Below are 7410 nucleotides of genomic sequence, written 5' to 3'. Positions count from 1 at the left end.
AGCGAAGGCTGTCCCGCCGTAGCCTTGGCGAAGGCGGACTGGCGCCGACACTGCCTCGACTGATCATCACTCCTCGCTGCGCGAGCTTCGGCTGGGCAGGCCCAACGCTCAATCGAACGAAGGCTGCAAGTTGGTCGACGTATTGTCTGGAGATTTATCATTTTGCTCGTCATAATTGTAAAATGACTTACGTCTACATTCTCAGATCCGAGTGTGGTCAGCATTTCTACACCGGCATGACCACCGATCTCGTTGCGCGCTTGGCGCGACACAATGCCGGACAGGTCAGGCACACGGCCAAATTCCGGCCCTGGCGCGTGCAGACTTACCTGGCGTTCGACGATCCCGCACGGGCGGTTGCTTTCGAGCGCTACCTGAAGTCCGGCTCCGGTCGCGCCTTCGCGCACCGTCATCTCTAGCCCGTCTATCCGGGCCGTCACAACCACTGGTCCAGCGGGCGGCTTTGTTCTAGCGTCATCTCCGGTGAGGCTCGGCGAGAGGGTGGTATGCGGCGGCGCTTGCGGGTGAAATCGGGGCGGGACGGGCAGAAGCCCACACGGATGGCGTGGATGACCACGGTGACGATTCTCGTTGCCGGCCTGCTCTGGTATCTGCTGCACCTCTTCTCCACCGTGAGCCTGGGGTGTGAAGACCTCGTCGCCTGGTGGTTTGACGGCGGACTGTTTCGCCCTCGCCTGCTGTATGTTTCCAGCCTGTTCACCATCACCCTGGGCCTCTGGCTCTATGTCGATATCGTCAGACCCAAAGCGGTTCGTATCCCGGTCGGGATAAGGGCGGTCCAGATCTGGTTCGTCACGGTGATGGTCGTGATAAGCGTTCTGCAATGGGGTTTCTTCCGGCCGCAATCACAGGAAGGGCGTATCTATGCCTATTTCCAGGATGAGGTCCTGGGCTGGCCTGTCATGAACCTCTTCTTCGTTCAGCCGTACGCGATCTGGGCATTTGTCGGCGATCCACCGGAGGAAGTGGTTCAAGGTCCACTCTTCGACGAGTACAGGACGCTGAATTCCGCTTACCGGCGTGAGTTTCTGGACGCTGGAGTCCCGCGCCGCTACGGCCGCGCGGGTGGACGCTATAATGGCCGCTTGGATTGCACGGCGCGCGATGAAGTCGATGCGGCCTGGGAGCGGGGCTATCAGGCTTGGCTGCAGGCGGAACAGGCTGAGGTCGACTGAGGCCGGTCAGAATCCAACGCCACTCAACACCCCCATAGAAAAGCATTTGCCGGATCAGAATTCTCACGCCAGATTTCTGACGCGATTCTCGACTTCGCTCGGCGCGCTATGCCGGTCATGATTGGGGGACATCATGAGCACACTGATCATCTTTGTTGTTCTCTATATGCTTGTCTCGGTCGGGATTGGCTTGCACGCGGCGTCGCGCGTGCGCAGCTCTACCGACTATGTTCTGGCCGGCCGCTCGCTGCCGATCTACATCACTATCGCGACGGTGTTTGCGACCTGGTTCGGCTCTGAAGCCATTCTAGGCATGCCGGCCACCTTCATGGAGGAGGGGCTGGGCGGGATTGTCGCAGATCCGTTTGGTGCGGGATTATGTTTGATTTTTGTCGGTCTGTTCTTTGCCGCCCGGCTCTACCGGATGAAATTGCTCACGATTGGCGACTTCTATCGCAACCGGTTCGGCCGCACGGTTGAAGTGCTGATCTCGATCGCGATCTGTATCAGCTATCTCGGCTGGGTCTCGGCCCAGATCGTGGCGCTGGGCCTGACGATCCATCTGATTTCACACGAAGCTGTCTCGTTTGAGCTTGGCATGGTGATCGGGCTGACGGTGGTCATGCTGTACACGACTTTCGGCGGTATGTGGTCGGTGGCGATCATGGATTTTCTCCAGATGATGATCATTCTGGGCGGGCTCCTGATAGTCGCTTGGCTGGTCGCTGACCGCCTTGATGGCGGCTATATGGCGGTGATCGATCACGCTGCCGCCCATGACAAGTTCGACTTTTGGCCCGAGCTCAATCTCGCCGCGATCCTGGCGTTTGTCGGCACATTCGTGACCTTGGCGCTGGGCTCAATCCCGCAGCAGGACGTGTTCCAGCGCGTGATGTCGGCGAAGAATGAGAAGACGGCCGTGCGCGGGACCGTCATTGGCGGCACATTCTATATCGCCTTTTGCTTCATCCCGATTTTCATCGCCTATGGCGCCACCTTGCTTGATCCGAGCCTGTTGACGGTCAATATGGCTGAGGGCGGCGATCCGCAGCGCATCCTGCCCGAATTCATCCTCAATGACGTGCCGATGCCGGTTCAGGTCGTCTTCTTCGGCGCGCTGCTCTCGGCCATCATGTCGACCGCCTCGGGCACGCTGCTCGCGCCCTCGGCCATCCTGGCCGAGAATATCTTCAAGGACGCGTTCAAGCTCAATGACAAGCAATTGCTTTGGACGCTGAGGGCCTGCGTCTTCGTGTTTGGCCTGGTGGTGCTGGGCTATGCCTATCTGAGCACATCGGCCGGGTTGAGCATTTTCGAAATGGTCGAGAATGCCTATCTCGTCACGCTGTGCGGTGCCTTCGTGCCGCTGGCCTTTGGCGTCTACTGGAAGCGCTCCACCAATACCGGCGCCCTGGTCTCGATCGCGCTGGGTGTCTCAACCTGGGCTGTGCTGGAAGCCCTTAATCTGCAGATGATGGCCAATGATGCGTCAATGCTCGTTCCGCCCCAGCTTGCGGGCCTCTTCATGGCGATTGTCGGCATGATTGCGGGCAGCTTGATCTCGCCCTTGAATGCGCAGAAGGCGGCGGTGTGAGCAGGCAAACAGACTACCGCTGACAAGTCTTCAGGCGGCGCGTTCCGGCTGGGTCCCGGCCGCGCCTTGGCGGCAGGCGGCGGGAGACTGGCCGGTCTCTTTCTTGAACACCCGGCTGAAGGCGGATTCTGACGCATACCCCGAAATTTCGGCGGCTTCGGCAACGCTCAGGCGGCGCTGCACCAAGGCTTCGCGGGCGATCTGCATGCGCCAGCTCGTGACGTAACTCATCGGCGTAATACCCAGTTTTTCGGTAAAGCTCTGAGCGAAACCGGTGCGAGACAGGCCCGCCTCGCGGGCCAGGCCTGCGACACTCCAGGGCGCGGCGGGACGGTGGTGGAAAGCGGCGAGGGCCGGTGCCAGGTGCGGATCTGCGAAACCGGCAAGATGGCTGTTCACACTGTCGGCGCCCTCGGTATAGCTGCGAATGGCCTGGGCAAAGATCACTTCAGACATGCGCAGCGCGATCAGATCGCCGCCCAGCCGTGCGCCGCCCGCTTCTGCGCCGATGATCCGCAAGCTCGCTTCCAGCCAGGGGCCGGCATCCTCGCCGTAATTGCGAATGTGAATGAAAGCTGGCAGTCGCTCGAACAGGAGGTGCCGGGAACCCGGCGCAAATGAGAAATGTCCGCAGATCAGTTCTGAATTGCGTGAATGGTCTTCGCCACCGAAGACCAGCGCGCCGCGCCCGTCATAACCGGCGCGCTCCAGCACGTCTTCCAGCGGCAGCGCGTCATCGGGGTCGGTCTCCCGGCAGGAGAGAATATGGGCCGCGCCGTGCGGGATGATCACCAAATCACCCTGGGCCAGGATCAGGTGTTCGCGGCAGCCAGCCACCCGAATGGCGGTTTCGCCCCGATGAGCATAGTGGAAGCGGGCGACATTGCTGAAAGCCGGAACCCGGACCCCCCAGGGCGCACTGAAATTGGTGCGAAAATAGAGGGCGCCCCGCAGGGAAAGCCGGGTGAGAATGTCGCTGAGCAGATCAAGCATGGTTCTGGATATCCGTAAACTCAGCATTCGTCCATATATGTGGACGATCAAGCATGAATTCTGGACAATATCACATTTTCATCCGCGCAACGACATGATCTCTGGCGTTATCGAAAACCGGAAACATGAAACGGAGCCTACCGATGAATACTCTATCCCTTGCCATGATCGTCGCGGTCACGGCCACAGCTGCAAGCGCGCACGCCGACGACGTCATGAATGACCTGGAAATCGCCCATGCCGCCTACACGGCTGACGCGATCGATATTCGCTACGGCCATCTTGCCCTCGCAATTTCCGAGAATGATGCCGTGCGGAGCTTCGCGGAGACGATGATCCGCGACCACAACGCGGTGAATGCCGCCGCGGGCGAGCTGCTCGCCGAACTCAATGTCAGCCCGCAGGACAATGCGCTCAGCCGATCCCTGCTCGAAGGCGCCGCCTCCAAGCGCGCCGAATTGATGTCGCTGACGGGACGGGAGTTCGATTGCGCCTATGCGTTGAACGAGCTCGGCTATCATCAAGTGGTCAATGCCACCGTGGCCGACAGCTTCATCCCCGTCGTGACGGTTGCGCCATTGCGGACCCTGCTGACTGACGCGCTGGTGACCTTCCGCGTCCACGAGGCACATGCGGGTCGGATGGTGACGGCGCTGGAATGCGCGAGCTGAGCCGGCTCTCGCGCCGCGGCTTCGGTCAGGGTCTGGGGCTTGCCCTCGTCCTGGCCGGACCGGCGGAGGGCGCGTTGGCCGCGGAAGGCGAGCCAGTGGCCCAGGTCATGATCCGGCGATTCAACTTTGAGCCGGCGCTGGTCACGATCCGGGCAGGCGACAGCGTGGAGTGGATCAATGCGGATCTCGCACCGCACACGGCGACCGGATTGGCCGATGATTGGGATACCGGCTCGATGGCGCGCAATGCCAGCTCGCGAATCCGGTTCGATGTTGAGGGACGTTATTCCTATCGATGCGTCTTTCACCCGAACATGACCGGGGAGGTCCTCGTAATCGCCCGGGATGAGAACTGACCGGTTCGCCCGCAGCCGTCCTTGTCGAATGGCCCGTCCGGCTCAGGCCGACGAGACCGGATTCGCCGCAGCGGCGGCGGCCTCGTCGGTCTCTTCGCCTGCGTCCTTCGCCTCGGCAGCCTCCATGCTGCCGCGTAATTGCTGCTCCCATTCCTCGCGGATCTCTTTGACCTTGGCGACATAGGGAGCGTTGAGATGGGGCGGTGTGTCGAGGCGGTAGAGATCGGCCAGCACGGGCATCGAGGCGCGGTCCATGCGTTCGAATTCGCTGGCATAGCGCGCCGCCTGCTTCGAGTTGCGGCCGAGCGCCTGCAGCGCCGAGCGGCCGGCACGGATCGAGCTGTCATAGGCTTCGCGGACAATATCGCGGCAGCCTGCGGCCCAGAGCTCATAGACATGATCGCGATCAATCGCCCGTGCGAGCACGTGCAGATCCGGATAGGTCTTGATTGCATAGCGCACCAGCTCGGTGATCTTCTCCTTGTCGTCGATGGCGATGATCAGGAGCTTGGCGTCGGCAATGCCGGCCGATTGCAACAGGTCGGGCCGGGTCGCGTCACCGAAATGGACCTGGAAGCCGAAGGCGCGCAGGGCCTCGAGATGCTCGGAGCTGTAGTCGATCACCGTCGTTGCATGGCCGGCCGAGGACAGCATGCGGTTGATGATGCCGCCAAAGCGGCCATGCCCGGCGATTATGATCTTGCCACCCGGCTCGATCTCATCGGCGGGGCGGTCCGAGCGGGCGAGATAATGCGGCATGATCACCTTGTCGAGCAGGATGAAGAGGGCCGGGGTCAGCAGCATCGATAAGGCCACGATAAGCGAGATCTGTGCGGCGAGCGGCGCTGGAATGACGCCATTGGCCATCGTGAAAGCAAGCAGCACGAAAGCAAATTCGCCCGCTTGGGCCAGACCGAGGGCGAACAGCCAGCGGTCCGAGCCCTGCAGGCCGAAAATTCGCGCCAACACCCAGAGCACACCGGCCTTCAGCGCGATTAATCCGACCACGGCGCCGAGAATGGCGGCAGGATGATCGGCGAGCAGGGCGAAATTGATCCCGGCGCCGACGGTCATGAAGAACAGGCCAAGCAGAAGGCCGCGGAAGGGATCAATGTCGGATTCCAGCTCATGGCGGTATTCGCTATTGGCCAGCACGACACCGGCGAGGAATGTGCCGAGCGCTGGCGACAGGCCGACCAGTGTCATCAACAAGGCGATGCCGATCACGATCATCAGGGCGGCCGCGGTGAACAGCTCGCGCATCTTGGCCTTGGCGATATAGCGAAAAATCGGCCGCGTCAGGAAAGCGCCAATCGCAATCACCGCGGCGATTGCGGCAAGGGTTACAAGGCCCTGCTGCCAGCCGGCCAGTCCGTCGACGAGATTGAGGTCGAAGCCGGCATGGCCGCTTTCGCCGGCGGCATGGGTCGCGTCTGCCGCTTCGGTGGCGTGTCCGTCGTTGAGCAGGTCGGGCAGCGCCAAGAGCGGGATCAGGGCCAGCATCGGGATGACGGCGATGTCCTGGAACAGCAGAACCGAAAAGCTCGACCGCCCGCCATCGCTGCGCGCGAGGCCTTTCTCGTTGAGGGTTTGCAACACGATGGCCGTGGAGGAGAGCGAGAGGATCATGCCGACCGTCAGCGCCGTCTGCCAGGCGAGGCCGAAGCCGATCCCGATTGCCGTCACGCCGGCGACGGTTCCGAGCACTTGCAGTCCACCCAGCCCGAGCAGGCGGGCGCGCATCTGCCACAGCAATTTGGGTTCAAGCTCGAGGCCGACCAGGAAGAGCATCATCACCACGCCGAATTCGGCGAAATGCTGGATCGAGACCAGATCGACTCCGAGCGCCGCCAGCAATGGGCCCAAGGCGATGCCGGCGATCAGATAGCCCAGCACCGAGCCGAGCCCGAGCCGCGAGGCGATCGGTACCGCAATCACGCCGGCGATCAGGAAGGTGAAGGCCAGCAGTAGAAATCCGGTCATGATGTCCCCATTGCGTGGTCGTGTGTCGCGGCCAACCTAGCGCCAAGCGCCGGTGCGGTCACGTGGGTCGATCGAGGAAAACGGCAGCGGCATTTGTGGTGCGATCCATGCTGCACAGCCCCTCGACGCCTGCCTTCGAAGCGGCTAAACGGTGAGGTCTGGCGCGGGTATAGCACAATGGTAGTGCAGCAGCCTTCCAAGCTGAGGATGCCGGTTCGATCCCGACTACCCGCTCCACCCTTCGCCCTGCGGGCTTCGGGTGGCAAGCCAGCCGCAGCGCGCACCTGGGGCGAAGAGGTGCTCTCCGAAGCCTTGGCGAAGGAGGGCCGCGCTCGATGTCACGCGCCCCGCTTATTCTGCGCCGCATGAACTTCTTCCATCACCACCCCGCATCGCCCCGGCAAAGCCGCCACGGCCGGCGATGTGCATTCGCGCTTGCCTAGACCGGTCTAGCGCGTGTATCAGGCGCGCATCCGAACCGGGCACGCCTCCAAGTGCCCATGTTACCAATTTTGCATGACGATCAGCCCGTCTTTTCCTAAGATCGGCGTTCAAGAGGTAAAGACCATGGCGAAGGAAAAGTTTCAGCGCAACAAGCCGCACGCGAACATCGGGAC

At 61.8% G+C, this 7410-nt stretch carries 7 protein-coding genes and 1 tRNA gene; 6 read left to right on the top strand and 2 right to left on the bottom strand.

The genetic code is table 11. The features are described 5' to 3' along the window. The 3 genes from AAC029_RS15635 to AAC029_RS15625 form a co-directional block, all read left to right on the top strand. A partial coding sequence (locus AAC029_RS15635; protein WP_339749649.1) for a GIY-YIG nuclease family protein occupies positions 1-419 on the top strand: 419 nt, incomplete at its 5' end. A gap of 150 nt (positions 420-569) precedes the next feature. Beyond that, a complete protein-coding gene (locus tag AAC029_RS15630) occupies positions 570-1196 on the top strand; it encodes a hypothetical protein (RefSeq protein ID WP_339749646.1) in 627 nt (208 codons plus the stop codon). Positions 1197-1329: 133 nt separating this feature from the next. Further along, a complete protein-coding gene (locus AAC029_RS15625; protein ID WP_339749644.1) occupies positions 1330-2790 on the top strand; it encodes a sodium:solute symporter family protein in 1461 nt (486 codons plus the stop codon). 30 nt (positions 2791-2820) lie between these two features. Here the strand turns inward: AAC029_RS15625 and AAC029_RS15620 are convergent, their stop codons facing one another. Then, positions 2821-3783: an AraC family transcriptional regulator gene (locus AAC029_RS15620; protein ID WP_339749641.1), complete on the bottom strand. Its 963-nt coding sequence runs from the start codon at positions 3781-3783 to the stop codon at positions 2821-2823. A gap of 143 nt (positions 3784-3926) precedes the next feature. Between AAC029_RS15620 and AAC029_RS15615 the strand changes: the two genes are divergently transcribed. Both AAC029_RS15615 and AAC029_RS15610 read left to right on the top strand, forming a co-directional pair. Then, positions 3927-4454 (top strand): DUF4142 domain-containing protein, encoded by a 528-nt coding sequence (locus AAC029_RS15615; RefSeq protein WP_339749638.1) that lies wholly within the window; start codon positions 3927-3929, stop codon positions 4452-4454. Next, on the top strand, positions 4442-4810 hold the full coding sequence (locus AAC029_RS15610) for a cupredoxin family copper-binding protein (RefSeq protein ID WP_339749636.1): 369 nt from the start codon (positions 4442-4444) through the stop codon (positions 4808-4810). The genes AAC029_RS15615 and AAC029_RS15610 overlap by 13 nt, the downstream gene beginning before the upstream one ends. Before the next feature lie 42 nt (positions 4811-4852). Here the strand turns inward: AAC029_RS15610 and AAC029_RS15605 are convergent, their stop codons facing one another. Further along, positions 4853-6793: a cation:proton antiporter gene (locus tag AAC029_RS15605; protein WP_339749634.1), complete on the bottom strand. Its 1941-nt coding sequence runs from the start codon at positions 6791-6793 to the stop codon at positions 4853-4855. 163 nt (positions 6794-6956) lie between these two features. On the opposite strand from AAC029_RS15605, the gene AAC029_RS15600 reads away from it, so the two are divergent. Then, positions 6957-7030 (top strand) — tRNA-Gly (locus AAC029_RS15600). Positions 7031-7410: the final 380 nt, after the last annotated feature.

The sequence above is a fragment of the uncultured Maricaulis sp. genome, from assembly GCF_963975345.1.
Lineage (GTDB): Bacteria > Pseudomonadota > Alphaproteobacteria > Caulobacterales > Maricaulaceae > Maricaulis.
Note: the sequence above shows the minus strand (reverse complement) of the source record. Positions and strands in the feature narration are given on the sequence as shown.

Coding starts and splice junctions, on each gene's coding strand:
- AAC029_RS15630 (WP_339749646.1), top strand. CDS start 570: ATGACCACGGTGACGATTCTCGTTGCCGGCCTGCTCTGGTATCTGCTG.
- AAC029_RS15620 (WP_339749641.1), bottom strand. CDS start 3,783: ATGCTTGATCTGCTCAGCGACATTCTCACCCGGCTTTCCCTGCGGGGC.
- AAC029_RS15625 (WP_339749644.1), top strand. CDS start 1,330: ATGAGCACACTGATCATCTTTGTTGTTCTCTATATGCTTGTCTCGGTC.
- AAC029_RS15615 (WP_339749638.1), top strand. CDS start 3,927: ATGAATACTCTATCCCTTGCCATGATCGTCGCGGTCACGGCCACAGCT.
- AAC029_RS15610 (WP_339749636.1), top strand. CDS start 4,442: ATGCGCGAGCTGAGCCGGCTCTCGCGCCGCGGCTTCGGTCAGGGTCTG.
- AAC029_RS15605 (WP_339749634.1), bottom strand. CDS start 6,793: ATGACCGGATTTCTACTGCTGGCCTTCACCTTCCTGATCGCCGGCGTG.